Source organism: Roseateles sp. FW301-B2 (assembly GCF_058788955.1).
The window spans coordinates 1-26,657 of the sequence record NZ_JBYTBE010000038.1; the positions used below are offsets into that span (position 1 = coordinate 1).

Here is a 26,657-nt window from a genome sequence, read left to right on the forward strand (position 1 = left end):
CGCTCGGCTTCCAAACGCCCGCTGAGCGATTCAGCGAATGTGTTGCGATGACCGGTTGAATCCGCCAGCGACAGCAGTCATACGACTGGACGGGATCGACGCCCGAAACCGGTCGCTCAACGTTCGACGTAAGGGGCGGCTTGCGCCCTGGCGCAAGACGTCTCTTTGACGGAGGGGTTAGGCATCAGTTACCCCGCCAACCCAAAGTCGTAAACAACGGGATCACCTTTCAGCAACTGGACCCAGTTCAGCCAGTAGTCGGGCCTCGATCCCTGCAGGCATTCTTGCCGACCAAGAATTCAGCCCGCCAGACTGAAGCCGCAGAAACGGACGGAGAAGTTGAAACGGGCCAGCTAGGAGCTTGCAGGGCGCCATTCCGCGTGCTCAAGCTAGCCCGAGCGTCACGGTTGTGACTCAGCTACCGATGCAGGCCGACTGTCCATACCCTAAAACAACACGGGCTGCCCTTGCGCGAAGGACTCGGCAGCGGCGTCTGCCAAGCGTTGCGCAGCGACACCATCCTCGATGGTGGTTCGAACCGCCCTGCCCGCCTGCAGTTGCCCGAAGAAATGCGCCAACTCCAGCCGGTAGGCCTCGCGGTAGCGCTGCAGAAAGAAGTTCTCCGGCAGATCGGTGCGCACGCCCTGGCCGTCCATCTGCAGCACCTCGGTGGGCCGGTGGTTGCCGCAGGCGAGCAGGCCCTTGGAGCCGAGTAGCTCGAAGCGCTGGTCGTAACCGTAGGCGGCGCGGCGGCTGGTGTTGATCTGGCAGAGGCGCCCGCTGCGCGTGCGCAGGGTAACGGCGGTGCTGTCCACGTCGCCAGCGGTGGCTATTGCCGGGTCGGTCAGGCAGGAGCCGGTGGCGCTGAGCCAGACCGCCTCATCGCCCTCCTCGCACAGCATCCAGCGGAACACGTCGAAGTCATGTATCAGCATGTCGCGGAAGATGCCGCCCGACTGCTTGATGTAGTCCACCGGCGGCGCGCCGGGGTCGCGGCTGGTGATGACCAGCATCTCCGGCGTGCCGATCTCGCCCCGCTGCGCCCGCGCCTTGGCTTCATTGAAGGTGGGGTCGAAGCGGCGCTGGAAACCAATCATGCAGGCGACATTGGCGGTGGCGATCGCATCCGCGCAGGCCTGGGCGCGCGCCACCGACAGGTCCACCGGTTTCTCGCAGAACACGTGCTTGCGCGCGGCGGCGGCGCGCAGTATGAGGTCGCTGTGCGTGGTCGTCGGCGAAGCGATCACCACCGCGTCTATGGCTGCATCGGCAAACACCGCGTCGATATCGGGGGCCACGTCGGCACCGTGCAGGGCGGCAACCTCACGGGCCGAATCTGCCATCGGGTCACTGACGGTCTTCAGCCGTATGCCCGGCAGGGCCGCGAGATTGGCGGCATGGATGCGGCCGATGCGGCCTGCGCCGAAGAGGGCGACGTTTTTCATCGAGATTCCTTGGATGTGGATGGGAAAGAAGGGGAAACAGAGGTCTGGGCGAGCTTGAACACCGCCACCGCCTGCAGCAGCTGAGCTGCCTGCTGCTGCAGCGACAGCGCCGCGGCGGCGCTCTGCTCGACCAGGGCGGCGTTCTGCTGGGTGGCGCGGTCCATATGCGTGATGGCCTCGCCGACCTGGGCCACGCCGCTGCTTTGCTCGGCGCAGGCGCGGCTGATGTCGGCCACCAGGCCGCTGACGCGCTCGATGGCCGCAACCACCTCCTGCATCGTCGCGCCGGCGCGATCGACCAGCAGGCTGCCCTGCTCGACACGGCCGACGCTGGTGTCTATCAAGCCGCTGATGGTCTTGGCCGCCTCGGCGCTGCGCTGCGCCAGGCTGCGCACCTCGCCGGCGACGACGGCGAAGCCGCGGCCCTGGTCGCCGGCCCGTGCGGCCTCGACGGCGGCATTCAGCGCCAGGATATTGGTCTGGAAGGCGATACCGTCGATCACGCTGGTGATCTCGGCGATGCGGCGCGAGCTGTCAATGATGCCCTTCATCGTCGCCACCACCTCACCCACCACGGCACCGCCGCGCAGGGCCACGGCGCTGGCGTCCTGCGCCAGCCGGCTGGCCTGGCCGGCCTGCTCGGCGTTGTTGCGCACCGTGCTGCCCAGCTGCTCCATCGCCGCCGCCGTTTGCTCCAGCGCACCGGCCTGCTGCTCGGTGCGGCCCGACAGATCCTGATTGCCCTGGGCAATCTCCTGACTGGCCGCTGCCAGGTGCTCGGCATTGCTGCGCACCTGTCCGACCACGCCGGACAGGCCGACCTGCATCTCGGCCAGCGCCTGCAAGAGCTGCGCGGTCTCGCTGCGGCCCGGCGCGGCTATGGCCAGGCTCAGATCGCCGGCCGCAACGCCCCGCGCCAGCAGCACCGCCCGCTGCAGCGGCCGCGTCGTCGTGCGGACTATCCACCAGGCCAGCAGCAGGGCCAGCAAGAGGGCGAACAGGGCGCCGGCGGCAATACCCCGCTGCAGCCGCGTCGCGCTGGCGGTGGCCTGCTCCGCCGCGGCCGCCATCGCCTCGGTCTCGTGGCGCAGCAACTCCTGCACGCCGGCCTGGAACACCGCCTCGGCCGGTATCACCTCGGCCTTCAGCAGATCGCGACCATCGTCGCTGGAGCCGGCATTCACCAGGTCCTCGAAGCGGCGCTGCAGCAGCAGATAGGTCTTGCCCGCCTGCTGCATGCGGGCCAGTATGGCCAGGCCCTCCGCGGTCGTGATCCGCGCCGCCACCGCCTCCAGGTCCTGCCCCAGCTGCTTGCGCGCGGCCTGTACCCTGGCCGTCTCCTGCTTGATCTCGCGGATGTCGTTCCACAGCAGCAGATTGCGCAGCGAGCGGCCCATCTCGCGCACATCGCGCTCGACCTCGCCGACCAGGGCCATGCGCGGATACTGGCCCCGCACCAGCTCATCGACCCGCGCATTGAGCGCGCCAATGCCCAGCCAGCCGGCGGCGCCCAGGGCGGCAATCAGCAGCGCCACGCTGCCGAAGCCGGCACTGAGCAGGGCCTTCAGGGACAGCTCGTCCAATCGCCTTGTCTTCATGTCCTGTTCAGCATCCACTCGTGCGCCGGGTCATTCATGAACACCCAGTTGCGTGTCGGCCCGGCCATCACGTTCAGGTAGTAGAGGCTGTAGCCGTGGGGTGCCACGACCGGGTGATAGCCACGCGGCACCATCACCGTGTCGCGGTCCTCGACGGCCATCGCCTCGTCGAGACTGCGGTCGTCGGTGTAGACGCGCTGGAAGCCGAAGCCCTGCGGCGGATCGATGCGGTGGTAGTAGGTCTCCTCCAGCTGCGTCTCCAGCGGTGCGGCGTCGCGGTCATGCTTGTGCGGCGGGTAGCTGGACGAATGGCCGGCCGGCGTCAGCACCTCCACCACCAGCAGGTGGTCGGCGCCGGGGTCGGTGTGCGGCAGGATGTCGCAGACATGGCGCAGATTGCTGCCCTGGCCGCGCACACTGCGCTGCATCGCCGCCGGGTCGATCAGGCGCAGCGGATGGCGGCCACTGGACGGCGCGGTGGCCAGCGCGATCTCGGCCTCGCCCTGCGCGGTGATGACCAGCGGCTGGCCCGGTGGCACGTAGAGCGCGGCCGGCGAGACCGGATCGAACACATGCTCGCGCGTGCCCAGGCCGACAAAGGTCTGGCCACCCACGGCCACATCGACCTTGCCGCTGAGCACCACCAGGCACAGCTCGCGCTTGCCGGTGGACAGCGCCTCGCGCTCGCCGGCGCCCAGCCGCAGCGCGCGGAAGCCAACGAACTGCCAGCCGGCCGACTCCGGCGTGATGTTGACGATCTCGCGTCCGGTCTTGTGGGCTTTTTTCAGCAGACTCACGGTGTCTCCTTGGGTTCGGAATAGGGAATCAGAGGGGTCACGCCGATGGCAGGCGCAGCCAGTGGTTGTCGAGCCGCAGCGCGGTCTCGGGCAGGGAGCTTGATCCGTCAGCCAGGCCCGCACGCCAGCGGCCGAGCGCACCGCCGCCCGACCACAGTGCCTGCACGTCGCCGGCCAGGGCACAGGCCCCGGCCGCGGGCTGAGCGCCCAGCCAGCGACCATCGGCCTGCCACCAGGCCAGGGCGTCGGCGCGCGGGCAGCTGACGGCCCAGCGCGCGCCGTCGAAGGCGATGTCGCCGCCATAGCCGGCCAGCACAGCCGGCTGCGCACAGGGCGTCAGGCGCTGGCCATCGAACAGGGCCAGCACCGGCGCTGCCGCGCGCGCGGCCACATCGTCATGCTCGGCCTGCAGGGCGATGCCGAGCAGGCGGCGCCCGCTGGTGCCGGTGCCGGCCCAGGCCAGATGGCGCGGGCTCAGCCGCGCATCGGCCAGACGCCACTGGCCCAGCAACGCACCGCTGCCCCCATCCAGCCGCACCAGCGAGGCATCCATCGCCGCCCGCTGCAGCTTCAGCCGGCCGGTCTCCGCCTGCATAGCTACGCCGCCGTTGGCGACCAGCAGATGGCCATCGTCGTCCAGCAGCAGCTGGTGCGGGTCCAGGCCCTGCGTCGGCCATTCGTCCAGCTTCTCCAAGGTCGCGGCATCGCGCACACCGATCAGGCCCTGGCCGCTATCGAGGTCGGTCTCGCTGCTGAACAGCCGGCGGCCGTCCGGGCTGAGCAGCAGATGGCCGTTGAAGCAGCGCTGCGGCTCTATCCACTGCCGCGCCATCACCTGACCATTGGCCCGCCAGCGCAGCAGCCAGTCACCGGGCCGCCGGGCGACGGCCAGCAAGGTGCCGCCCGGCTCGACCAGCAGGCCATGGGCGCGGGTGGGCAGATCGATGGCGGCGGCAACCTCGGCGCGCCCCGCATGCACCCGCAGCACGCCCAGCTGATGTTGGCCACCGCTGGCCCAGCTGGCAGCCAACAGGGGCGCATCTGCTCGCGCATGGGCTTGCGGCAGCGCCAACGCACCGGCCCAGATCAGGCAGTCACGGCGGCGCATCGCTCAGTCTCCGTCTTCATCGAAAAAGCTGATGACGAAGTGCAGGGCCGTCGCCATCTCGCCCTCGGCAAACTGCTGCAACGCCTTCAGCGCGGACACGGCCGCACGGGCCTGCGCGGCCTGCGCGACATTCGCCGGCAGCTCCAGCGCCGCCATCGCGCGATCGACCTCGAGCACCTTTTGCCGCAGCCGGTCGGCGGCCTGCTGCTGGCCGCTGGCGCGCAGATAGGCGCTGATCGACGGGCCATCCGCCTCCACACCCAAGGCCAGCTGGCGCAGGCCCTGCCACTGCCCGCGCCAGCCGGCCAGGCTGTGGCCGCTGAGCGCGCGCGAGAACAGCGCGGGCCGGTTAGGCGCCGCCTTCCGCAAGGGCCGGTCCAGCTCCTCCCACCAGAGTTTTTGCAGGCCGGCGTCCCAGAGGTTGAGGAACTCGTACATCGCGTACTCGGCCTCGCCGTCGTCCCAGCCGCGCGCCAGCGCCAGCTCATAGGCCCGCTGCAGCAGCTGCGCCTCGGCGGCCACGGCGGCGGCGGCCTGCTGCGCATAGCGGCAGGTCGCCGCATCGAGGGTAGGCGCGCCGGACCACAGCAGCCACTCCAGCGCCGGCAGGCCCTTGGCCGGCGAGCCGATCTGGTCCATCGCCGCGGCATCCGCAGGCGCACGTCGTATTGCCTTGGCAATCGCCTCGGGCCGGGTCGGCATGAAGTCGATCTCGCGCGGCGAGCGGCGCGCCAGCAGGGCACCGCCGCGCACCGCCGAATAGCGCTCCCAGCTGGCCACCGTCTGCAGCCATTGCGCGCGCAGCGCGGTGGTGTCGGCGCAGTCGCCCTGCAACACCGCGGCCAGACGTCGGCTCTGCCCGGCGAACTCGGCGCTGCGCGGCACATACCAGTGCTGGTGCAGCTCGCGCACGAAGGCCGCGTAGGCGGCATAGGGCAGCGGATCGGCGTGAACGGCTGGGCCGGCGAGCAGCAGGATCAAGCAGGCGACGAGGCGGCGCATCACAGCGACTCCACGAAACGGATGAGGGCCTGCCGTTCGGCACGGCTCATCGCCAGCACCTGCGCGCGGCTGGCCCTGGCCTCACCGTCATGCCACAGCACGGCCTCCAGCACGCCGCGCGCGCGGCCGTCATGCAGCAGGCGCTGGTGGCCGTTGACGCCCTGGATCAGGCCCAGGCCCCACAGCGACGGCGTCTTCCACTGCCTGCCGTTGGCCAGAAAGTCGGGCCGACCATCGGCCAGGCCCTCGCCCATATCGTGCAGCAGCAGGTCGGTGTAGGGATGAATGGCCTGGCCGGCCAGAGCCGGGCTGCTCAGACGCGGGAACGGTGCCTGCGCGGTGGTGTAACTCGGCCGGTGGCAGACCGCGCACTGCGCCCGCTGGAACAGCTGCTGGCCACGTTGCACCTCGGCATCGCCCACATCGCGGCGCAGCGGCGGCGCCAGCGTGGCGGCGTAGAACACCACCTCGGCCAGCACATCGTCTTCGATCTCCGGCGCGCCGCCGTTGGGCGCGGCCAGGCATGCGTGCTGGGCCGCTGTGCAATCGGTTTGCGGGAACAGGCGGGACGTGATGCCCATATCACCGGCAAAGGCCGCGGCGGTCTGGTGCGCCAGGGTGGCGACGTTGGCCTTCCAGCCGAAGCGGCCGATGCGCTGCTGCCCGCTGGGCGCGTCCCAGACCCGGTTCGCCTGGCCGCGGATGGCATCGCCACGCGCGGCCTGGGCCGCGGCATTGGCCTCGATGTCGGCCTCGGCAATGGCCTCCAGCAGGCCCAGGCCGATCAGCTGCGGCGCGATGCGCGGGCCCAGCAGTGCCTGGCGGTCCAGCGGCCCGTGGCTCAGCGCGGCAAGGCGGTAGCGGGGGCTTTGCAGCGTGTAGCGCATGCCGTCGGCGAAGCGGCCGTGCAGGGCCTGCTCGGTCATCAAGAGCCGCCCTTCGACCGGCACGCCCGGAATGGCCTGCGTGGCCAGCTGGCCGCCATAGCGCGGCTCGGGCAGCGGGCCGCCATGGGCGTCGCGGCCCGGCACCGACAGGCGCAGCAGCAGGCCGGCCTCGCCCGGCGCGGCGCGGCCGTCGTTGACATGGCAGCCGCTGCAGGAGCGGGCGTTGAACAGCGGCCCCAGGCCATCGCGTGCGCCGGTGGAGGCCGGCGCCGCGACCCAGTTGCGGCGGAAGAAGGAGTTGCCGACGGCAAAGCGCGTCTGCTCCTCGGCCGTCAGATTGGCCGCAGCCAGCGAGAACGCGCGCCGGCCATTGACCTCCACCGTGGTGGCGCCGCCGGGGCGCTGCTGGTCATCGCTCGCCGCCTGGCCCAGCGCTGCGCCGGCCAGCGTGGCGACCAGCAACAACGCGATGCCGGCCCTCATGGCTTGCGCACCCAGTTGAGCTTCTGTATGCCCAGCGCCCGCGCGGCCTCGACCAGCGAGCTCGACTGGCGCAGCAGTGCATCGATGACGCGCTTGATGCGTTGCCGCCCAGGCGCATCGCTGCCACCGAGGATCTCGCGGTCGAACGGCGGCTCGATCGCCTCGGCCGCCTGCAGCGACTCGGCCATCTGTGCCGTCAGGCGTTCGGCCAGCGCCGCATCGCGGGCCGCAACCAGATCGCGCAGCGCCGGCCCCTGCTTGAGCTGCCTGCCATCGAGCCCGGCATAGCGTCCCAGCCAGGCGTTCTGTATGCCCAGCGCGTCGCCGACGATGTCGCGGTGCGTGCTGTCCGAGAAGCAGGACTGCTCGTCCTCCTGGTCGCGGCTGGCCAGCGCCACCTCCAGCCGCTCGCCGGCCAGCTCGGCGCGCGACAGCGAACCGAGGCCGACGATGAGGCCGCGCAAGGACTCCTGATCGCCCTGCTCGAAGCGCCGGCGGTAGTTGGCGCGGGCCGGCGCCCAAGCCTGCTCCAGCCAGGCCAGGTCATCGACCAGCAAGGCGGTGACGGTGGCGAGATACAGGCGGCGCCGGTCGGCGTTGGCGGCCCGGCCATCGACGTAGTCGGTGTGCGGCCTATCGCCGGGGCCTTCGGCGCTGAGGTCCTGGCCCCACAGCAGGTACTCGATCGCATGCCAGCCGGTGGCGACGTTCTCCTCGCCGTCGCGGGTGTTCAGCGCGCTCAGCGTGCGCTTGCTTATCGGCTGCTGGCGCCTGGCGATCAGTGCATCGATGTACGTCTCGTCGACCGGCCAGGCATTGAGCTGGGGCTCCGGGCCGTCGTCACCATCGATGGGGCCGCCGTGGAAGCGGAAGGCCTCGGTCAGCGCATAGCGCTCGCGCGCCTGCAGCCAGGCCTGCCGGGCGCCGGTCAGGGCCGCGGCCGAGGGCGCACGCACAAAGCGCTGCACCGCCTGCTGCAGACGGCGGGCCAGGGTCAGCGTGTCGGCATAGGTGGCGTGGACCAGGGCGGCATGGTGCTGCAGCACCGGGCGCAGCTCCTGCGCAGTCGGCGCGGCCGGTTGAGCCAGCGCCGCCGCGCCGGCCAGCAGCCACGCGATGAGAAATGCCACCCGCCCGCGCATCACCGTCAGGCCGGGTTGATCTGTGCCACCAGACGGGCCAGGGTCTGATAACCCTTGGCCGCGTACTCGTAGCTCGGCGCCACGGCCGGATCCTGCTCGGCCTCGACGACCAGCCAACCCTCATAGCCACCGCCATGCAAGGTGCGCAGCACGCGCTCGAAGTCGATCACGCCATCGCCGGGCACGGTGAAGGTGCCGTTCAGCACGCCGTTCAGGAACGACCAGCCATCGTTGCGAGCCAGCGCCACCACCTGCGCCCGCACATCCTTGCAATGCACGTGGACGACGCGCGACAGATGCTTCTTCAGCAGCGCCACCGGGTCCTGGGCGCCGCCGTAGTAGGCATGGCCGGTGTCGAACAGCAGGCCCACGGTGGAGCCGGTCACGGCCATCAGCCGGTCCACGTCCTCGGGCGATTCGACATAGGCGCCCATATGGTGGTGATAGGCCAGGGTCAGGCCGTAACGGGCCTGCAGGTGCTCGCCGAAGCTGCTCAGTCGCAGGCCATAGGCCTGCCACTGCGCGTCGTCGGCAAAGCGCGGGCGCTGGGCCAGCGGCACATCCATCGCACCCTGGATGGAGCCGGCCACCTCGCCATAGACCGCCACCTTGCAGCCGTTGTGCTGCAGCTTGGCCATGTGCTCATGGCAGCGCGCGATCTCCTCCTCCAGCCCGCCCTCGGCGAGTCGGCCCGAGTACCAGCCCGACACGCAGGCCACACCGTACTCGGCCAGCTTGGCCTTCAGCGCCTCGGGCTCGCTCGGAAACTTGTTGCCGAGTTCGAAGCCCTGGTAGCCGATCTCGGCGCCCTCGCTCAGCGCCGTGTCCAGCGAGGTCTCGCCGCCCAGCGCCGGCAGGTCGTCATTGCTCCAGGAGATCGGGTTGATGCCGATGCGGACGTTCCAGGGTTTCATCTTCTGCTGCTCTTTCATCATCATCACGGTCGCTGCTGCGCCTTCTGGGCGCGGTAAAGAATCTGGGCCTCGCGCACCTCGGCGCGCGTCGAGACTTCGGGAATGGCCACCTCCCACCAGCAGCCACCATCGGGGGTGGTGCGCTCGGCGGTGGTATCGATGACGATGACCTGGGTACGGCTGGCGGCACGGGCGCGGACAAGGGCCTCGCGCAGCTCGGCCAGATCGGCCACATGGCAGGCCTCGGCACCCAGGCTGGCCGCATGGGCGGCGAAGTCAATCTGCGGCAGGCTGCCGCCCTCGGGCACGCAGTCGTCCAGCATATTGTTGAAGCGCGGCCCGCCGCTGGCCCGCTGCAGCCGGTGGATGCAGCCATAGCCGCGGTTGTCCAGCACGACGATGATCAGCTTGTGGCCCAGCATCACCGAAGTGGCGATCTCCGAGTTCATCATCAGATAGGAGCCATCGCCGACCATGACGATGACCTCGCGCTCGGGCAGGGCCATCTTCACGCCCAGGCCGCCGGCAATCTCGTAGCCCATGCAGGAGTAGCCGTACTCGACGTGGTAACTGGCCGGTGCACCGGCGCGCCAGAGCTTGTGCAGCTCGGCGGGCAGGGTGCCCGCGGCGCAGACGACGACATCGTGGGCCGGCGAGTCCGGCGTCGACTCGCGCACCGCGCCAATGACCTCGGCGTCATAGGGCAGCTGGTGCTGCGGCTCGGCCAGGGTCAGCTCGGTGACGCGCCGGCGCCAGAGGTCCGCCAGGCGCTGGGCGTGGGCAGTCCAGGCCGGCGCCGCCTGCCAGTCGCGCAGGGCGGCATCGAGCTGCAGCAGGCCCTCTCGGGCATCGGCCACCAGGGCCTGACCGTTCCATTTGGCGGCGTCCAGCGACTGCACATTCAGGCTCAGCAGCGCGGCCTGGCTGAACAGCGCATGGGAGCCGGTGGTGAAGTCCTGCAGCCGCGTGCCCACGGCCAGCACCAGATCGGCGGTGCAGGCCAGCTCGTTGGCCGACGGCGCCCCGCTGACACCGATGGCACCCAGGTTCAGCCCATGGTCCCAGGTCAGGCTGCTCTTGCCGGCCTGCGTCTCGACGACCGGAATGCCGTGCCGCTCGGCAAACTGCCGCAGCGCCTCCCAGGCCTGGCTGTAGAGCACACCGCCGCCGGCGACGATCAGCGGCCGGCGGGCGACACGCAGCTGCTCGACCGCGCGCTGCAGCTCGCGAGCGTCGGCCATGGGGCGGCGCAGGCGCAGCAGGGCCGGTTGCAGAAAGTCTTCCGGGCAGTCGAAGGCCATGGCCTGGACGTCCTGGGGCAGGGCCAGGCAGACCGGGCCGCACAGCGCCGTATCGGTCATCACCTGGATCGCGCGCGGCAGCGCCGTCAGCAGCTGCTCGGGCCGCATCAGCCGATCGAAATAGCGGGTCACCGGACGGAAGCAGTCGTTGGCCGACAGATCACCGTGGTGAAAATCCTCGATCTGCTGCAGCACCGGGTCGGGGGCCCGCGAGGCGAACACATCGCCGGGCAGCAGCAGCAGGGGCAGCCGGTTGACGTGAGCCAGCGCCGCGGCCGTGACCATATTCGTGGCACCGGGGCCGATCGAGCTGGTGACGGCCATGATGCGCTGGCGGTGCTGCGCCTTGGCATAGGCAATGGCCGCATGAGCCATGCCCTGCTCGTTGTGCGCGCGGTAGGTCGGCAGCGCCTTGCGTTCGGCCCACAGCGCCTCACCCAGACCGGCCACATTGCCGTGACCGAAGATGGAGAACACGCCGCCGACATAGGGTTGCACCGAGCCATCGGCCAGCTCGATGCGCAGTGCGGCCAGATGGCGCACCAGCGCCTGGCTCATCGTCAGGCGAACTGTCTTGCTCACGCTGCCACCTCCGCACGAGCGTCACGCCAGGCCTCGACCAGGGTGGCGAAGTTGCCGCCGACTTGCCGCATCAGGCCCTCGTCATCCAGCCCGCCGCGCAGCCAGTCCAGCGCGGGCCCGGCCCACAAGCTGCGGCCGACCATGAAGCCCTTGACGATGGGATGGCGGGCCCGGCCAAAGCCCTCGGCCAGCTCGGCCAGCGGCTTGTTCAGGCCCAGTATCACGGCGCCGCGGCAGTGCGGGTCGCGCTCGGCGATCAGCGCGGCCAGTGCCTCCCAGCCGGCCGCCGACATCGGTGCGAGCTTCCACCACTCGGGCTTGAAGCCGAGGTTGTAGAGGCGCTTGATGCTGCGCAGCACGGCCGTATCAGCGGTGCCGGCCGGCGTCATGGCCGGCGGAGAGATCACCTCAAGCAGCAGCTCATGGCCGCTGGCCCGCGTTGCGTCCCAGACCTGGCGCAGCTGGAGCTCCTGGGCCAGGCGCAGGTCGGTGGCGTCGTCCGGGTGGTAGTGCACCAGGCATTTGACGACCTGCTCGGCCGGCCATTGCTGCAGGCGCGTGGCCAGCGAAGCGCCATGCTCGAAGCGCAGCGGTCGCGAGCCCGGCAGCTCGACGGGCCGGCCCACCCACCAGCCGCGACCGGTGGCCGAGGCCAAGGCGTCCTCGCCATAGACATCGTCGATCAGCACGCCGACCTGGCCTTGCAGGCGATGGCTGTGCTCGATGCGCTCGGCCGCGCGCACCAGCAGTTGCTTCAATGCTGGCAGGCGCGCCGGGTCGGCGCCGGCCTGGCGCGCCAGCTCGAAGAACTGGCTGCGGTGGTCGAAGGCCAGCACGCACAGCTGGGGCCAGGCCTTGCGCGCCGCGGTCGCACGGTGCAGATGGGCCAGCTGCGCGTCGGCATCGACCCGCGGCAGCCGCTGGCCGCTGAACCAGTGCTCAAGTTCGGCCGGTGTCGGCATGGCCGGTGCGCAGGCATGGCGCGAGACGACGATGGCGCCGCAGGCATTGGCCAGGCGCGCGGCCTGCTCGAAGCCCTGGCCGCGCAGCAGGCCGGTCATCAGGCCGGCGGCGAAGGCGTCGCCGGCGCCCAGCACATTCATGACCGCTATGCGCTCACCGCGCACGGTGACGGCGTCGGTCAGGCGCGCCGGGATCTCGCCGTCAATGAAGCAGCAGCCGGCCGCACCGAGCTTGACGACCAGCGCCGCCTGGGTGACGGCCCGCACCGCCCGCAGCGAGGCCAGCAGATCGCCGGGCACGCCACCGGCAATCAGGAACTCCTCCTCGGTGCCTATCAGCAGATCGAACTGCGGCAGCACCGCCTGCAGCCGCGTGGTCACGGCTGCATCGGCGACGAAGCGGTTGGCGCCCTCGCCGCGGGCCGTCAGCCCCCACAGCACCGGGCGGTAGTCGATGTCGAGCACGCGCAGCACGCCGTGGCGCTGCGCAAAGCCCAGAGCCCGCTCCGAGGCGGCCAGCACGGTGGGCGTGCTCAGGTGGGTGCCGGTGATCAGCAGCGCGCGGCAGCCGGCGATGAAGTCTTCGTTGATGGCGGCGGCATCCAGCGCCATGTCCGCGCAGTTCTCACGGTAGAACAGCAGCGGGAAGGTGTCGCGGTCCTTCAGGCCCAGCAGCACCAGGGCGGTCAGGCGCTGCGCATCGATCTGCAGCTGCGAGGTGTCGCAGCCCTCGCGCTGCAGCGTTTCGGTCAGGAAGCGGCCCATCTGCTCGTCGCCGACGCGCGAGATCATCGCCGCACGCAGGCCCAGCCGCGCCGCACCGAAGGCGATGTTCGCCGACGAGCCGCCCAGGTATTTGGCAAAGCTGCTCACGTCTTCGAGGTGGCTGCCCAGCTGCTGGGCATAGAGGTCCACGGCCAGACGGCCAAGGCAGGCCAGGTCATGGCGGCGGCCTGTAGGGAGGTCGGAAAGTCTCATGGCGGGGCGATACAACAGAGGGTCGGACGGCGGCGGGCACGGCTGCACCCGCCGCCGGGGTCGGAACGATCAGAACGAATGCCGCACGCCCAGCTGGTAGGCGTTGACCGTGGCGGCGTTGTCGGTCCGGGTGTCGGACAGCGAGGCGTACAGCGCGGTGCGCTTGCTGAGGAAGTGGAAGTAGCCCAGGCCGTAGACCTCGGTCTTCACATTGACCAGCTTGCTGCGGTTGTAGAGCACGCGGGCCTCGCCCTCGGGCGTGACCTGGTAGCCGGCGCTCAGCTGCAGATCGGTCTGCTTCTTGTTGCCGCCGACGCGGGTGGACGTGGCCCAGGTGCCGAGCAGGCGGAATTTGTCGAAGGTGTAGCGGCCGCCGATGCCCCGGGTCTGCACATTGGTCGGGCTGCGCTGGGTGGACAGGCTGGCGCTGAGGCCACCCATCTCGTAGATCAGCGAGACGCCCTGGCCCCGCACGGTCTTGGCCACGCCTTCGCTGGGCGACACGCCGACATTGATGCTGAAGCCGGCCAGCACGGGCGAGGTGTAGTTGACGGCGTTGTCCCAGATCTTCTGACCGCCAGCAATGCGCGAGTAGCTGGAGGCAACGGTGTCGCCGTCCCAGACCTCGTAGTCGCTGCCGGTGGCATCGTCCAGCGGCGACTTCTGGTGGCCCAGGCGGACGTCGCCAAAGCGGCCCTTGATGCCGACGTAGGAGTAGTACCAGAACGGGCCCGAGCGCGGCTGGCCGGTGTCGCCCAGAAAGCGATGCTGCAGATAACTGTAGGCCTTCATGCCGTCACCGAGATCATCCTCGGCCTTGAAGATGATGCGGTTGGCCGAGCCGTGCGTCAGCTGCCAGACGCCGGGCGAGCTCTTGACGACGCTCTGGTCGATGCGGCCGGTCAGGCTGACCTGGGCCTGGGCAGCACCGAACGGCAGCAAGGCCGCCAGGGCCACGGCGAGTTTTTGATGGGTTTGCATATGTCTCGTTCTTTCTGAATTTGGTTTTAAGTTGATTACAGCTTCAGTGCCCGTGCCAGGCTGGTGGCCTTGGCATCCCGGCTGCTCAGAGGCTTGAGTCCGAAGCGCTCCTCGATCAGCCGCAGGATGGACACGGTTTCGTACGGGGTGTGATCGACCCGGCCGCCCTCGCTGAACGGCGAGATCACCAGCGCCGGGATGCGCGAGCCCGGGCCCCAGCGGTCGCCCTTGGGCGGCGCGGCGTGGTCCCAGAAGCCGCCGTTCTCATCGGTGGTGACGATGACGACGGTGTTCTGCCACTGCGGGCCATTCATCACCTCCTGCACGATGGCCACCGCCTCGGCATCGCCATCGGCGACATTGCCGCGGCCTGGGTGCATGTTCTTGCCGCCGGTGGGCTTGTAGAACGACACCGGCGGCAACCGGCCGGCACGGGCGTCGGCGATGAAGTCCTCGCGATCCTTGAGGTGCGTGGCCCGCTGCGCCGGGCTGTCGATGAAGCGCTTGAAGAAGGTGAAGGGCTGGTGGTGGTAGGAGAAGCTCGACAGCCCCTTGCCCGCCGCCGTGGCCGCCACCGCGCGCTGGTAGTCCTGGGCGTAGTAGGCCCAGGCAATGCCCTTGTCGCTGAGGCGGTCGCCAATCGTCGGCAGGCTTTGCGGCGGCAGCAGCGCCTGCTTCTTGGTCGGGTCGTAGAGCCAGGTGCCCTGCATCGTGTTGACCGCATGGCCGTCGGTCGTGACATAGGCCTCCTCGTGGCTGCCCGGCACATTGCCGGCCTCGTCCACCGCCTTGATGGTGGCCGGGGCGTCGGGGAACACCGGCGTGCAGGCGCAGACCAGCCAGAAGTGGTTCAGGAAGGAGCCACCAAAGGCCGACTGGAAGAAGTTGTCGGCCAGGGTGAAGCGCTGGGCCAGCTTCCACAGGCCCATCTGGCTGCCGTCGTAATAGCCCATCAGCAGGCCGCCGCTATTGCCCTCGGCAACGAAGCGGTCGTTGCGCCCGCCATTGATCTGGCGCTGGTTGGCGTAATAGGCGTGAATGGGGCTGAACATGGGCTGGTTCAGCGCCACGCGCGGCTCCAGTGCAAACGGGCCGTTGGGAATGGGATCGAGCAGCCGCGCATCGGGCTTGCCGTTCTTGTCGGCCAGCGGCACCGGCAGCTGGGCATAGGGCTTGCCGTCCCTGTCGGTCTGCACGGTGCGGCCCTCGGCCCTGGCCTGGGCCAGGCCGTTGGCGCCGGGATAGAGGCCGAACAGATGGTCGAAGCTGCGGTTCTCCATGTAGACGACGACGATCTGGCCGATCTTGGCGAGCCTGGGATCGGGGGCCGGGTCTTGCGAGGAAGTGGTCGGCGTGTTGGCGCAGCCCGCCAGCTGCAGGGCGACGGCAGCGGCCAGCGCCGCGGCGCTGAGTCTTGCTTTCATTGGATTCTCCTTGGGAGCGAAACGCTGCGACTCAGGGCGCCGGCGTGTGGCCGTAGCAGGCCTTCAGCTTCGTGTAGTCGTAGAAGTGGCTGTTGGCGGCATAGCGAGCGCCATCACAGTCGGCCTTGAAGTCGGTTTCCTTCTCGTTGAAGAGCATCTTCACGAGCAGGGTGCCGCTGGCGTTGCGCACCACGTCCCACTGCATATTCGCCGCCATCGGCGAGACATAGTCACCACGCCAGGGGTTGTTTTCGTAGCTGTACATGGTGGCCAGCGGCACCTGCTGCAGCACGTTCTTCAGGCCCATCTTCGAGGCGAAGGGAATGATGATCTCGGCATGGGCGAAGCGCAGCTTGGCGACCTTGCCCAGCTGGCCCTTGGCGATGGCATCAACCTGGTTGAAGAAGTCATCCTCCAGGTGCTGGGCCATCTTCCAGGTGACGCTGCCCTTCTCGGTGATGCCGGGGCCCATCTTGTAGAAGTCGGCCGCGTCCTGGGTGAAGGCAAAGTACTTGGCCTGCTCCAGCGGCATATAGGGCGAGAAGTCGACACCGGCCTCGGCCTTCATCGCCGGAGCGATCACATACAGCTCGTAGATGCGCGAGGCCGCCTCGGCCAGATTGCCGATGGGCGTTTCGCCGTCACCGCTGAGGGTGCTGGTGAACTTGCCATCGGCACTGCTGTAGGTGAAGCTGCCGGTGTTGGCAAAGCTGTAGGCGCCGGACTCGATCTTGTCGACGAAGGCCTTGGTGAACAGGCGCTCCAGCACGACGCGGCCGGCCGTCTTGGCCGCCGGGTCGGCGAGGATGGCCGCCTGCTTGGCCGCCAGGTCGGCGTCCTTCAGCCACTTCTGGAAGGCTAGGCTGTCCTGGTAAGTGGTGTAGAGCGGATCGGAGGCGTTGCTTACCAGATCGGTCGCCGCCACCAGCTTGTGGAAATAGAGCAGGAAGCGGTCGGTGCCGGCCGGCTGCGCCACCGGTGCACTGACCGGGTAGGGGCCGGGCGCGGCCGGGTAGCTGACCAGCTCGGCCAGCTTGGGCTGCGTGGCCAACATGCCCTTGACGAAGAAGGCGCCGCTGTCCACGGCACGGTCCACGCCCGAGGTCACGACCTCGATACGCCGAGGGCTGGTGGCGGCCGTGCCGACCACCTGCTCGAACAACGCGGCATGGCGGCTCAGCAGGCGCTTGGCCAGGTTGGTGTGCTCGTCGATGCCGACTTGCGTCTCGTTGCCGTAGCCGGGTTTGCTGATGCCAGGCACGCCGTAGCCGAGCAGGAAGTTGGCCTTCATCAGCTTCAGGACGTCGGGGCCCAGCTTCAGGCCCAGATCGGTCAGCGCCCCCTCGGATGCCGCCTTGAGCCACATGTTGTAGACCGCCAGGTCGTACTTCAGACTGGACAGGCCGCGCGAGCCATGTCGCGCCACCAGTTCGGTGAAGACGGTGCTGAAGCCGCTGGGCGGCGCCTCGTAGCTGGCCGCGTCCTGCTGCGGCGCGTAAGGCGTCTTGGTCTGGTAGTAGAAATTGGTCGGCGCCGGCGGCGGTGCAGGCGGAGGCGGGGTCTGTGTGCTGGTGTCGTCACCGCCACCGCATGCGGCCAGTCCCGCCGTTAGTGCGGCGGCGACCCAGAGTCGCGAGAGGATTGCTGTTGTCGTCATGCCATGTCTCCGTAGGCTGCCCGCCTTGATTGATTTGTTGGCCCGGGCGGTATCGGGCAGGTATCGCAAAGGCAATGCACACGTGTGCATTTCAGGGCTCAAAAAAGCGCTGGCAATTTGTTGGACTGCAGCGGCGGGCTGCAGGACTCCGGGGCGATCAGCGCCAGCAACTGCGGGTACAGCGCCGGCCCGGCGGCGATGATTGGATTGCCGTGCTGCAGTCCCCCATCAGCCAGAAAATCGTTGACGACTCCGCCAGCCTCCTGCAGCAAGACGATGGCCGCCAGGCAGTCCCAGGCGTTGATATGCGGCTCGTAGTAGCCGATCAAGCGCCCCGCGGCCACATAGGCCAGCATCAAGGCACCCGAACCATTGCGTATAAACATGCCTCCATCGGCCAACACACGGCCAAGAAAGGGCACGAAGGCATCAACCGGCACCCGATGTGAGAAGCCCACGCCGAGCACACCCTCACTGACCCGGGCGGCCGAATGCACCTGCAGGCGCTTGGCATTGGCAAACGCGCCCTGCCCTTGTGCGGCATGGAACATCTCGTCGCTGTTCGGGTCGTAGACGACGCCGATGACCGGCCGCCCCTGGCACAGCACGCCGATCGACAAGCACCAAGCATGCATGCCCTTGACGAAGCAGGCAGTGCCGTCAATCGGATCAATGACCCAGAGGAAATCGGCATCGCCGCGGTCCAGGCCGCCTTCCTCGCCGAGGAATCCATCGGCGGCGAAACGGGCCAGCACTTGCTGGCGGATAAAGGCCTCGGTGTCCTGGTCGGCGGCGCTGACCATGTCCTGCAAACCCTTGGATTCGATCACCAGCTCATCGCGGCGGCGGAACATCTCCAGCGCGCGCAAGCCGGCCTCGCGGGCCACGCTGCGGGCCAGTTCATAGCGATCCTGCAGCAGCATCATGCCTGGCCTCCGACAACGCACAGGCCGTGGTCTGCGAAATCGATGGCGACAGAGGATCCGACCGCCAGGGGGCGGCGCACCTCGGCCTGACGCACGAACAGTTCTCCCAAGGGCGAGGCCAGGGTGTATTGCATCTCGGTGCCGAGGAAGGCCGCGTGCAGCACCGCCCCCACCAGTGGATCGTTAGCAGCAGCCGGGCGCAAGCGCATCGCATCGGGGCGCACGGCAACGCGCACGGCGCCACGATAGCGCCGCGGATTGGCCAGTTGCAGCTTAATGCCGCCGATCTCGCAGGCCTCGCCCTGCAACTCGCCCGCCACCAGATTGGCGTCGCAGATAAAGTCGGCCACGAACTCATCGGCCGGGGTTTCGAACAGGTCACGCGGGCTGCCCTGCTGGGCTACTTTCTGCTTGTTCATCACAATGATCTGGTCTGACACGGCCAAGGCTTCTTCCTGGTCATGGGTTACGTAGACGGCGGTCAGCCGCAATCGCTGCTGGATCTCGCGGATCTCGTCGCGCACACGGCGACGCAGCTTGGTGTCGAGGTTGGACAGCGGCTCGTCGAGCAGCAGCACCTGGGGTTCCAGCACCAGCGCGCGCGCCACCGCCACGCGTTGCTGTTGCCCACCTGAGAGTTCGCTCGGCAGGCGTGGGCCGAAGTCGGCCAGACCTACCAAGCGCAGGCCCTCGATGGCGCGCTCCTTGGCCTCCGTCTTGCGGGCTCCGCCCACTTCCAGGCCATAGGCCACGTTTTCCTGCACCGTCATATGAGGAAACAGGGCGTAAGACTGGAACACCATGCTGACATTGCGCTCTATGGCGGACTGACGGGTCACGTCCTGTCCTCCAATCAGGATGCGCCCACGGCTGACGTGTTCCAACCCGGCGATCAGTCGCAAGGTGCTGGTCTTGCCGCAACCGCTCGGACCCAGCAAGGTGACGAGATCGCCCTTGGGAATGCTGAACGAGACGTTGTCGACGGCGGTGACCGAGCCGTACTGCTTGCTCACCTGATCGAAGACCAGGGCCCCCGAGGCCAGGCCGGCCGTCATCGCGGAGGAGTTGTCGGCTTTCATGATTGAACCTTCTTCAAAACGAATTCACTGGGGGTCGCCGTGGCTTGAGGCGCCGCGCCCTGTACGCGCTCGACACGCCGCAAACGGCGCTGGCCGACCAGCTTTTGCGCAACCAGCACGCACAGCAGCATGACGACGATCAGCGCGCTGGCGTAGGCAATGGCAATGCCGTACTGGCCGTTCTCGACCAGGCCGACGATGTAGGCCGTGGCCATGTTGTATTTCGCGCTGACCAGGAAGATCACGGCGCTGATGGAGGTGATGGAGCGCACGAAGCTGTAGACCAGGGCCGAAGTCAGCGCCGGTCGCATCAGCGGCAACACGACCCGCCGGGCGGTGGTGAAGCTGTTGGCACCCAGCATGGTCGAGGCCTCGTCGAGGCTGCCGTCCAGTTGGCTCATGGCCGCAACGCCACCGCGCAGTCCCACCGGCATATTGCGGAACACAAAGCACAACACCAGGATGGCGCCTGTACCGGTCAGCTCGATCGGTGCCGCGTTGAAGGCCAGGATGTAGCTAATACCGATCACCGTGCCCGGTATCGCGAAGCTGAGCATGGTGGCGAACTCGAATGCTGCCTTGCCGGCAAAGCGCTGACGCACCAGCAGCCAGGCGGCAAGCAGCCCCAGGGCGGCGGTCAGCGGGGCGGAGATGCCGGCGATGGCCAGCGTGGTGAACAGCGAGTCCCAGGCGGTACCGACCCAGCGCAGGCCCTGCTCGCCGAAGCTGATGCCGAAGGCGTCGCTGTAGTGGCGCAGGGTGAAGCTGTTGTCGCGGCCCCATTGGTGGACGAAGCCGCCGGCCAGGATCATGCCGTAGAGCACCAGGGTGAAGGCCGTCCACAGACTCACCAGCAGGGCGAGCGCCATGGACATGCGCTTGTCCAGTCCGGCATGCTGGCCGTTGTCGGCCTTGCCGGTGACGGTGGCGTATGACTTCTTGCCCACCCAGCGCCGCTGTGCCACGAAGGCTGCAACGGCGAAGCAGAGCAAGATCAGGCCGAGACCCGCGGCACGGCCGGCGTCGTTCTGCGCGCCGACGATGGCAAAGTAGATCTCGGTGGACAGCACTCCGAAATTTCCGCCCAGCACCATCGGGTTGCCAAAGTCGGCCATGCTCTCGATGAAGGCCACCAGGAAGGCATTTGCCAGGCCCGGACGCATCAGGGGCAACGAGACACGCCAGAATGTGGTCCAGCGCGAGCCACCCAAGGTCTGCGACGCCTCCTCCACAGAAGGGCTCACGCCCTCAACCACGCCGATCAGCACCATGAAAGCGATCGGCGTGAACGAGAGCAACTGCGCCAGCCATACGCCATAGAAGCCATAGAGGCCACGGCCTGGCGCCACGTCGAACCAGGCCGAGACCCAGCCGGTGACAACACCGCTGCGGCCAAACAGCAGGATCAGCGCCAACCCGATCACAAAGGGCGGGGTGATGATGGGCAGCACCGTCAACGCGCGCAGAACCTTCTTGAACCGAAAGCCGGTGCGCGTCATGACCAGGGCGAATGCAAGACCCAGCAGGGTTGCACCTGCCGCGGTGCTGAGCCCCAGAAACAAGGTGTTCCAGGCCACGCCGCAACGCTGCCCGCCTGCCACGCACGCCAAGGACCAGACGCGGGCGTCGGTGGTGCGTAACCACAGCGCGGCCAAGCTGAAGGCGCCATCCTGCTCGAAGGCACCGACCAGCACACGCAGTACGGGAAACATCACGAACAGGCCAACCAGGGCTACCAGCAAGGCAATCACACCGCAGACGAAAACGTCCCCGCGGCAGGCGCCGCGCCAAGCTGCGCCGGTGCTCAGCATGAACAACGTGCAGATCGCGTACAGGAGCGCGCCCCAGCCGAGCCCCGGCCGATCGGCTGGGGCAGCGCCCCAACTCAGCCATCCCAACCAGGCCAAGGCCGCGACGGCCAGGGCCATCAGGACCGCACCAAGCGCGGGCCGCGCAAGCCTGGCCATGTCCAGCAGACCGGCCACGATCGGCAGCAGCAGCAGCGGCAGCAGTTCCAGGCGGCCCAGCCCCAGCACCTGCCAGGCTGCAGTGGCGGTGGCCCGGTCCCCGGGCCAGCCGGCGCCCAGCCACTCACCAGCCAGAAGTCCGGCCTCCTGCTGGTGCCAGGGCAGCAGCAGGCTGCTCAGCAAGGCCAGCAACAGCCAGACACGCAATGATTTGTCCACGACGGCGCTCCTTGTGGCTGCTCAGCGCGGCAGAGAGAAGATCTCGTCGTCCCAGCGCCTGAGCAGACGCTTGCGTGTCTCCTCGCTGCCGTACTTGGCGAAGTCGTAGTTGATCGTCTTCACCGTTTCCAGGCGCGGCGCACGCGGTGGGATAGTGGCGGCCTTGTTCGAGGGCACCTGGAAGGCATTCGCCTTGACTGCGAGAGACTGCACGTCGGCGCGCAGCGCGAACTCGTAGAAGCGCTTGGCACTGGCCATGTTCTTCGCACCCTTCACGATGCTCATCGAACCGACTTCGTAGCCGGTGCCCTCGCAGGGCGACACCACTTCAACCGGGAAGCCCGCGACCGTTTCCTTCAGCAGGTCATGCTGAAAGGTGATGCCCACGCCGATCTCGCCGCGTGCCAGCGCCTTGGCCGGCGCCGATCCGCTCTTGGTGTACTGATTGACGTTGTCGTTCATCTTCTTCATGAAGGCGAAGGCCTCGGCCTCGCCCTGCAACTGCACCAGGGTCGCGATGGCGGCGTAGGCAGTGCCCGAGGAGTTCGGATTCGGAATCTGGATCTCGCCCTTGTAGGCCGGGGTGAGCAAGTCCTTCCAGCACTTTGGCACCGGCGCGTTGTTGCGCTTGAGCACCTCGGGGTTGTATCCAATACCCAGCAGTCCGGCATAGACGCCTACGGTACGGTAGCCAGCGATCTCGGCCTGCTTCTGCGCCCAGGGCTGCAACTTATCAAGTTGCGGCGATTTGTAGACCTCGGTGTAACCGGCAGCTGCGGCTTGCAGATGTGGATCGCCCGTGCCGGCCCACCAGATGTCGGTCTTCGGGTTGCCAGCCTCAGCGCGGATCTGCGCGAAGATTTCGCCAGCGCTTTTGCGCACCATCGACACCTGAACACCGGTCTCGCTTTCGAAGCTGTTACGCATCAATTCGCACCAGTCGTTGTCTGCGGCGCACAGCACGTTCAATCGCTCTGCGGCCTGGCTGCTCAGCGGCACGGCCGAAAGGGACGCGAGCAACAGCCCGCAGATCCATTTGATCTTCATCTTCGTCTCCGGAAAGAGGCTGGCATCGCTGGCCAGCGTCTGTTTATCTTGCAGGTTCTTTTGATTGCACACGTGTGCACTGCACACGTGTGCAATGTACTGCCCAGGCCCGGATCAGCAAGTCAGGGTCTTCCCTAGACGGGTGGCGAAACCAGCCGACGGCGGCGCACCGGCGCCTTAGCCGGCTCCGTAGATTCAATGGACGGAATCTGGGTCGACCGGCGCTCGACCAGGCTCACGGGAAGTTCCAGCGTGCGGCTTGGCATGTCCGGCGCACCCATTCGTTCAGCCAGACAAGCCACGGCACGCTCAGCCAATGCACCAATGTCCTGACGAAAGGTCGTCAGCGCGTAGGCCTCGTATGCGGCCATCGGGATGTCGTCGAACCCGACCACTTTCACGTCTTCCGGAACGCGCAAGCCATACAGCGCGCGTACGCCATCGATCAAGCCACATGCCAGCGCATCGTTGGTACAGAACACACCATCGGGCCGCGCCGAAGGCTCGGCGAACAGTTGTCGCGCGACTTCGAACCCATGGGCATAGGAAACGCCTCCTGCCGTGGCCTGGCGTAGCTTCACAGCGCCGCGCCTGACCTGCCCCGCGAGAGCTTTCGCAAAAGCAGCACCACGAGCACTGGGGCTTAGCGTGCCGGTCACCACGTTCAGAAAGACCAAGTTGCGAGCGCCTGCTCGACACAAGACCTCGGCAGCCAGTGCCCCGCCCTGCCGGTTGTCGCTGTTGATGACATCGACACCTTCGAGCAGCGGCTCGCGGTTGATCATGGCAACAGGAATGCGCAGGCGCAGATACTCCTTGGCCAATTGAATCGGCGGCGTGCCGGAAGTCAGAATCACGCCAGAAATTCGATACTGCATCAACTGGCGCAAGCTGTTCGACAGTTGCTCCGGCTCGCTCGCATCCATCAGCAAGGGCGCCTGCGACCGAAGCGCCAACTGGTGCGTCAATGGGCCGAGCAAGCTCAGCAGGAATGGGTTGTCAAACCCCGACACCACCACACCAACCAAATTGCTTTGCTGCTGGATCATGCTGCGCGCCAGCATATTCACCTGGTACCCCAAGGCTTCAGCCGATTTGAGTACCTTGGCTCGCGTCTCGGGGGCGACGCTCGCCCCTTCAGTGAACGTGCGCGAAACCGCTGATCTGGAGACGCCGGCGTGGCGCGCAACGTCGGCGGAAGTAACCCAAGCAGAACTTTTTTCCGAACTCATAGAGCTGCCAGCAGCCTCAAGCAAATCACAGATGCCTGTCAGCTTACACGCTTGCGTCAACTGGCACGGAGTCTGAGCGCCGGCTGCTTCCTTCTCAGGCGCCGCTCAACTACCGCGACTGCGCGGTCGCAACCAACCTGATGCCGAAGTTCGGCGGACTTCGGCTCCGCAGCGATTTCTGTCGGTGGCCAGCTTTGCTGTTCTTATACGGCAAGGTACTGGGGGAGAGCTTGCCTTGGATGCAGGACATCGGTCGCCCGTGCAGTCAGCGGCGAATTCCGGTGGTACTGACTCGCGCGGAATTGGGCCAAATCTTTGCACTGATGGAGGGGGAGCATGTCGTCAGCGCTCAGCTGACCTGGGCATTCTCGTGCAACAGAATCTCTTCGCTGCCTTGGCCGCAGTAATAGCGGCCTAGGAGCTGTGGCCTGGCGCGGCGCCCTGTTGCGGAGGCGCTTCACGGCGCGGGAAAATGGGCTCCGCTTGGCAGATGATCGCCGCTGGCTGCCCAAAGTTGGAACTCCTCTGCAGGCATAGGCCTTGCAATCAAGTAGCCCTGGGCAACGTCGCAACCGAATGACTGCAACTGGCGCCAGCATTCGATGGTCTCGACGCCTTCGGCCACCAGGTTGCGACCGAGGTCGTGGATCAGGTCGATGGTGGACTTCACGATGTGGCGCAGCAAGTCCTCATCTCGAAGATTCCTGGCCGACAGGTTGACGGCAACCGGCCCGTACCGGCATGCTGCCGTAGGGCCAGAATGAAATGGGGCCCGTAGGCGGCATGCCGGTGCGGGTCCGGTTGAGCAAAGGGTTAGGCAGAACGTTCATAGCCACCTGTCGGAGGGCTTCTTTGGTGTATGGCGCCAAACAAAACGAGCAACCAGTGAGAGTGCCGAGGCTAACGCAAGCCATAGCAGTACCGGACCGCCGGAACCTAGCACCCACCATGCCGCTTCAGCCAGCCATGCCAACCTTCCGCTGTACGGAGGCGGCTCTGGCCGGAACCAGGCGTTGATGCCGAATCCCAGCGCTATTGCAGCTAGAGCCGCCATGACACGGACAAACCAACGTGACGAAACGACTGCTGGGCGAATAGCTAGCTTGAGCATAAGAGCGCGCCTCTGGCCACAGTGATGCCTAACGTTGAAGGTGAGCCGCGAGCGGCGGCTTGCCGACGCGAGTCGGCTCGAGCGACTGGTTAGGCGGCTGGGTGGCAGAAAAACTCATGGTTTGGGCTTGCTTGCGCGAATAGCCGCTAGCTCGGCAGTGAGCCAACTCTTGCTCTCTACCGCACCCGACGTCCCGCACTTGACCTTGTAGGGCTGACCAGATGAACTGCTCTTCGAGGCCGCAAGTTCAATGAACTGTTCTGTATTCTGGATTGTGGTCTTGCCCTCGAAATACTCGAGCTTGCGAAGCAGATGGGTCTTCGCATCAGATGCGTTGTACCAAGACCCGTTGCGATTGAACTGGCATCCAGAAGCCTGAAGCCTTGACACCAGGGCATCAACCTCAGCTCGAACCGGCGCTGATGTTGGCGCTGCAACGGCAACAAGGCACGCGAGACCAGCAATGGAGGCAAAGAACAGGCGTTTCATATGACGTCGTGCAGCCTAACGTTGAAGCTGAGCCGCGAGCGGCGGCCTGCCGACGCGAGTCGGCTCGAGCGACTGGTTAGGTCTCACGCTACAGACTCCCGCGCCGGATCGGTAAGCGGAAATGCCCCGCCCTCCTTTAGGCGGGCAACAAGGCGGTCATTGCCTTCAGCCTTCGCGAGATCCCTCTCGGCTTCTGAAATTCCGACCACTTGAAGAAGGTCCACACGGCCTGATCCGAGATTGAAGAACGAGGGAAAGCAAGAAGGTTCCGCAACCACTACAAAGCGAAGACAAGAGGAAACATCGCCGTTGATTGGCCCACCCAAAGGAACTCTTGCTCCATAGTCAAGAGGTTCAGCATCGCCAAACCGCCTGTGCGCTAGAAGGATGTGGTACGCGAGGAGCTTTTGCAAGCAGCTGATCGGCCAGTCGGCTTGGGCAGGCGCTTCAAGCACTAGTTCAGTTCCGATGCCCGAGTACGCGCCGGGGTCGTATTCAGATGGCTCTTCATCCCATGGATTCGAGGTGCCGGATGTGAGGTACAGCCATGTGCTTCTGGTTGCCGTGGGACCGAACTCGAACACACCGTGATGTAGCCAACGAGGGTCAATTTCGTACTGATCGAATACGTCGGAGAAAAGCTCGGCGGACAGCGCGAATACTCCGCGTGAGACCTGACCGAAGAGGTTCGGATATACCGCCTCTTCTCGCTGCTTCCAGACAGACTCCAAAGATGACATGAACTCTCCCATGAGACCTAACGTGCAAGCTGAGGGTCCGGAGCCAGCTGGCCGCGCGGAGCTGAAAATATACAGGCAGCGTAGCGCGGCCAGCTGGCGGAGGTCCACTCGAGCGACGGGTTAGGCCGCACCAGCCGCCAGCCGCAAAGACTGCTCGATTTGATTGAAGGCAGAGTTTGGCGCCTCATAGTTCTTGCAGTCGTAGTCGTGCAACGTGAGCTGAACAGCATGTTCTGGGCTACTGGATACTACTGACAGCACTCGATAGTTTGCGGTTTCGTCCCACATATCCAGGCGTGACCAGTACAGATCACCTCGCTGACAGCCAGAAAACTCAGTGACTTGCCAATCCGAATTCGGATCTGCTTCGAACCCTCGGCGGTGCACCTTCTGGATGTATTCGGCCAGGCTCTGTGCTGATGGTTCTGCTGGTTCTGACTTGATCGTCTTCTGATAGAACCCCATCGTTTCATCTGGAGCTTCGATGTAGGAAACGCCGATGCCTGAGTCCTTGATCTCCCACCCGTCGGGTACGAAGAACTCCCAGCGTCCGATTTCTGCTGTTGGCATAGTGGAGTTGCCTATT

The 26,657-nt window shown here is 66.9% G+C and carries 22 protein-coding genes; all 22 read right to left on the bottom strand.

Annotated elements, in window-relative coordinates; genetic code table 11:
* Positions 1-446 precede the first annotated feature (446 nt).
* The gene (iolG, locus tag AC3WQY_RS20625; RefSeq protein WP_285235304.1) at positions 447-1,445 is read right to left on the bottom strand and encodes an inositol 2-dehydrogenase; all 999 of its coding nucleotides are present in this window, start codon (positions 1,443-1,445) and stop codon (positions 447-449) included.
* On the bottom strand, positions 1,442-3,028 hold the full coding sequence (locus AC3WQY_RS20630; protein ID WP_285235303.1) for a methyl-accepting chemotaxis protein: 1,587 nt from the start codon (positions 3,026-3,028) through the stop codon (positions 1,442-1,444). The genes iolG and AC3WQY_RS20630 overlap by 4 nt, the downstream gene beginning before the upstream one ends.
* Positions 3,029-3,039: 11 nt before the next feature.
* The gene (gene iolB / locus AC3WQY_RS20635; RefSeq protein ID WP_285235302.1) at positions 3,040-3,840 is read right to left on the bottom strand and encodes a 5-deoxy-glucuronate isomerase; all 801 of its coding nucleotides are present in this window, start codon (positions 3,838-3,840) and stop codon (positions 3,040-3,042) included.
* Positions 3,841-3,877: 37 nt separating this feature from the next.
* Positions 3,878-4,948, bottom strand: a complete 1,071-nt coding sequence (locus AC3WQY_RS20640) for a DUF1513 domain-containing protein (RefSeq protein WP_492710421.1) — start codon at positions 4,946-4,948, stop codon at positions 3,878-3,880.
* A 3-nt stretch (positions 4,949-4,951) separates the two neighbouring features.
* Positions 4,952-5,950: an imelysin family protein gene (locus tag AC3WQY_RS20645; RefSeq protein WP_492710422.1), complete on the bottom strand. Its 999-nt coding sequence runs from the start codon at positions 5,948-5,950 to the stop codon at positions 4,952-4,954.
* Positions 5,950-7,320, bottom strand: coding sequence for a di-heme oxidoreductase family protein (locus AC3WQY_RS20650; RefSeq protein WP_492710423.1), 1,371 nt, complete (start codon positions 7,318-7,320; stop codon positions 5,950-5,952). Before AC3WQY_RS20650 ends, AC3WQY_RS20645 begins: the two co-directional genes overlap by 1 nt.
* Complete coding sequence (locus AC3WQY_RS20655) at positions 7,317-8,462, bottom strand: imelysin family protein (RefSeq protein WP_492710424.1); 1,146 nt, start codon at positions 8,460-8,462, stop codon at positions 7,317-7,319. Before AC3WQY_RS20655 ends, AC3WQY_RS20650 begins: the two co-directional genes overlap by 4 nt.
* 5 nt (positions 8,463-8,467) lie before the next feature.
* Positions 8,468-9,394 carry a myo-inosose-2 dehydratase gene (iolE, locus tag AC3WQY_RS20660; RefSeq protein ID WP_492710464.1) on the bottom strand — a complete coding sequence of 309 codons (927 nt, stop codon included), beginning with the start codon at positions 9,392-9,394 and terminating at the stop codon, positions 8,468-8,470.
* Between the two features lie 5 nt (positions 9,395-9,399).
* Positions 9,400-11,259, bottom strand: coding sequence for a 3D-(3,5/4)-trihydroxycyclohexane-1,2-dione acylhydrolase (decyclizing) (iolD, locus tag AC3WQY_RS20665; RefSeq protein WP_492710425.1), 1,860 nt, complete (start codon positions 11,257-11,259; stop codon positions 9,400-9,402).
* A complete protein-coding gene (locus AC3WQY_RS20670; RefSeq protein ID WP_492710427.1) occupies positions 11,256-13,199 on the bottom strand; it encodes a bifunctional 5-dehydro-2-deoxygluconokinase/5-dehydro-2-deoxyphosphogluconate aldolase in 1,944 nt (647 codons plus the stop codon). The genes iolD and AC3WQY_RS20670 overlap by 4 nt, the downstream gene beginning before the upstream one ends.
* A 69-nt stretch (positions 13,200-13,268) precedes the next feature.
* Positions 13,269-14,180: a porin gene (locus AC3WQY_RS20675; protein WP_492710429.1), complete on the bottom strand. Its 912-nt coding sequence runs from the start codon at positions 14,178-14,180 to the stop codon at positions 13,269-13,271.
* Positions 14,181-14,215: 35 nt separating this feature from the next.
* Positions 14,216-15,604 carry an acid phosphatase gene (acpA, locus tag AC3WQY_RS20680; RefSeq protein ID WP_492710431.1) on the bottom strand — a complete coding sequence of 463 codons (1,389 nt, stop codon included), beginning with the start codon at positions 15,602-15,604 and terminating at the stop codon, positions 14,216-14,218.
* A gap of 31 nt (positions 15,605-15,635) precedes the next feature.
* Positions 15,636-17,261, bottom strand: coding sequence for a histidine-type phosphatase (locus AC3WQY_RS20685; RefSeq protein WP_285235293.1), 1,626 nt, complete (start codon positions 17,259-17,261; stop codon positions 15,636-15,638).
* Positions 17,262-17,359: 98 nt separating this feature from the next.
* The gene (locus AC3WQY_RS20690) at positions 17,360-18,187 is read right to left on the bottom strand and encodes an inositol monophosphatase family protein (RefSeq protein ID WP_492710432.1); all 828 of its coding nucleotides are present in this window, start codon (positions 18,185-18,187) and stop codon (positions 17,360-17,362) included.
* The gene (locus AC3WQY_RS20695; RefSeq protein ID WP_285235291.1) at positions 18,184-19,266 is read right to left on the bottom strand and encodes an ABC transporter ATP-binding protein; all 1,083 of its coding nucleotides are present in this window, start codon (positions 19,264-19,266) and stop codon (positions 18,184-18,186) included. Before AC3WQY_RS20695 ends, AC3WQY_RS20690 begins: the two co-directional genes overlap by 4 nt.
* Positions 19,263-21,302 carry an ABC transporter permease gene (locus AC3WQY_RS20700; protein WP_492710433.1) on the bottom strand — a complete coding sequence of 680 codons (2,040 nt, stop codon included), beginning with the start codon at positions 21,300-21,302 and terminating at the stop codon, positions 19,263-19,265. The genes AC3WQY_RS20695 and AC3WQY_RS20700 overlap by 4 nt, the downstream gene beginning before the upstream one ends.
* Positions 21,303-21,473: 171 nt before the next feature.
* The gene (locus tag AC3WQY_RS20705; RefSeq protein ID WP_492710465.1) at positions 21,474-22,499 is read right to left on the bottom strand and encodes an ABC transporter substrate-binding protein; all 1,026 of its coding nucleotides are present in this window, start codon (positions 22,497-22,499) and stop codon (positions 21,474-21,476) included.
* A gap of 134 nt (positions 22,500-22,633) precedes the next feature.
* On the bottom strand, positions 22,634-23,731 hold the full coding sequence (locus tag AC3WQY_RS20710; protein WP_492710434.1) for a LacI family DNA-binding transcriptional regulator: 1,098 nt from the start codon (positions 23,729-23,731) through the stop codon (positions 22,634-22,636).
* A 457-nt stretch (positions 23,732-24,188) separates the two neighbouring features.
* Complete coding sequence (locus tag AC3WQY_RS20715; protein WP_492710466.1) at positions 24,189-24,446, bottom strand: EAL domain-containing protein; 258 nt, start codon at positions 24,444-24,446, stop codon at positions 24,189-24,191.
* Positions 24,447-24,956: 510 nt separating this feature from the next.
* Positions 24,957-25,331 carry a YfeK family protein gene (locus AC3WQY_RS20720; RefSeq protein WP_492710436.1) on the bottom strand — a complete coding sequence of 125 codons (375 nt, stop codon included), beginning with the start codon at positions 25,329-25,331 and terminating at the stop codon, positions 24,957-24,959.
* A gap of 83 nt (positions 25,332-25,414) precedes the next feature.
* Positions 25,415-26,083 carry a suppressor of fused domain protein gene (locus AC3WQY_RS20725; protein WP_492710438.1) on the bottom strand — a complete coding sequence of 223 codons (669 nt, stop codon included), beginning with the start codon at positions 26,081-26,083 and terminating at the stop codon, positions 25,415-25,417.
* 108 nt (positions 26,084-26,191) lie between these two features.
* Positions 26,192-26,641 carry a hypothetical protein gene (locus AC3WQY_RS20730; protein WP_492710439.1) on the bottom strand — a complete coding sequence of 150 codons (450 nt, stop codon included), beginning with the start codon at positions 26,639-26,641 and terminating at the stop codon, positions 26,192-26,194.
* Positions 26,642-26,657: the final 16 nt, after the last annotated feature.

Excerpts from the sequence above, each read along its gene's own strand:
- AC3WQY_RS20710 (WP_492710434.1), bottom strand. The coding sequence starts at position 23,731 with ATGAGTTCGGAAAAAAGTTCTGCTTGGGTTACTTCCGCCGACGTTGCG.
- AC3WQY_RS20695 (WP_285235291.1), bottom strand. The coding sequence starts at position 19,266 with ATGAAAGCCGACAACTCCTCCGCGATGACGGCCGGCCTGGCCTCGGGG.
- AC3WQY_RS20705 (WP_492710465.1), bottom strand. The coding sequence starts at position 22,499 with ATGAAGATCAAATGGATCTGCGGGCTGTTGCTCGCGTCCCTTTCGGCC.
- AC3WQY_RS20675 (WP_492710429.1), bottom strand. The coding sequence starts at position 14,180 with ATGCAAACCCATCAAAAACTCGCCGTGGCCCTGGCGGCCTTGCTGCCG.
- acpA (WP_492710431.1), bottom strand. The coding sequence starts at position 15,604 with ATGAAAGCAAGACTCAGCGCCGCGGCGCTGGCCGCTGCCGTCGCCCTG.
- AC3WQY_RS20650 (WP_492710423.1), bottom strand. The coding sequence starts at position 7,320 with ATGAGGGCCGGCATCGCGTTGTTGCTGGTCGCCACGCTGGCCGGCGCA.
- iolG (WP_285235304.1), bottom strand. The coding sequence starts at position 1,445 with ATGAAAAACGTCGCCCTCTTCGGCGCAGGCCGCATCGGCCGCATCCAT.
- AC3WQY_RS20725 (WP_492710438.1), bottom strand. The coding sequence starts at position 26,083 with ATGGGAGAGTTCATGTCATCTTTGGAGTCTGTCTGGAAGCAGCGAGAA.
- AC3WQY_RS20640 (WP_492710421.1), bottom strand. The coding sequence starts at position 4,948 with ATGCGCCGCCGTGACTGCCTGATCTGGGCCGGTGCGTTGGCGCTGCCG.
- AC3WQY_RS20720 (WP_492710436.1), bottom strand. The coding sequence starts at position 25,331 with ATGAAACGCCTGTTCTTTGCCTCCATTGCTGGTCTCGCGTGCCTTGTT.
- AC3WQY_RS20655 (WP_492710424.1), bottom strand. The coding sequence starts at position 8,462 with ATGCGCGGGCGGGTGGCATTTCTCATCGCGTGGCTGCTGGCCGGCGCG.
- AC3WQY_RS20685 (WP_285235293.1), bottom strand. The coding sequence starts at position 17,261 with ATGACGACAACAGCAATCCTCTCGCGACTCTGGGTCGCCGCCGCACTA.
- iolE (WP_492710464.1), bottom strand. The coding sequence starts at position 9,394 with ATGAAAGAGCAGCAGAAGATGAAACCCTGGAACGTCCGCATCGGCATC.
- AC3WQY_RS20730 (WP_492710439.1), bottom strand. The coding sequence starts at position 26,641 with ATGCCAACAGCAGAAATCGGACGCTGGGAGTTCTTCGTACCCGACGGG.
- AC3WQY_RS20645 (WP_492710422.1), bottom strand. The coding sequence starts at position 5,950 with ATGCGCCGCCTCGTCGCCTGCTTGATCCTGCTGCTCGCCGGCCCAGCC.
- AC3WQY_RS20690 (WP_492710432.1), bottom strand. The coding sequence starts at position 18,187 with ATGATGCTGCTGCAGGATCGCTATGAACTGGCCCGCAGCGTGGCCCGC.
- AC3WQY_RS20670 (WP_492710427.1), bottom strand. The coding sequence starts at position 13,199 with ATGAGACTTTCCGACCTCCCTACAGGCCGCCGCCATGACCTGGCCTGC.